Source organism: Xenorhabdus yunnanensis, from assembly GCF_028598805.1.
Classification (GTDB): domain Bacteria; phylum Pseudomonadota; class Gammaproteobacteria; order Enterobacterales; family Enterobacteriaceae; genus Xenorhabdus; species Xenorhabdus yunnanensis.
Genome location: NZ_JAQRFI010000393.1, coordinates 1 through 204 on the forward strand (window position 1 = coordinate 1; position 204 = coordinate 204).

Annotated in this window: 1 protein-coding gene; it reads right to left on the reverse strand. The window is 36.3% G+C overall.

What is annotated here, in order from left to right:
- A partial coding sequence (locus tag PSI23_RS22715; protein WP_273557121.1) for a DNA methyltransferase occupies positions 1–192 on the reverse strand: 192 nt, incomplete at its 3' end.
- Between the last annotated feature and the right edge of the window lie 12 nt (positions 193–204).

Here is a 204-nt window from a genome sequence, read left to right on the forward strand (position 1 = left end):
AACAAGATGAGTTAATTGAGTTCTGTCTTTTGCATAGGCCAAGATATATTCATGTTCCCGGGTAAAAATGGATGCGGAGGTTCTTCCACTCTGCCAGATAAATCTTTCAACGAAATTATCTTCACCGAATATTTCATTGCACACATTGGATAAATTAACCACTTCATGGTCATCTATCGATATAAATATCATTCCCTCATCAGA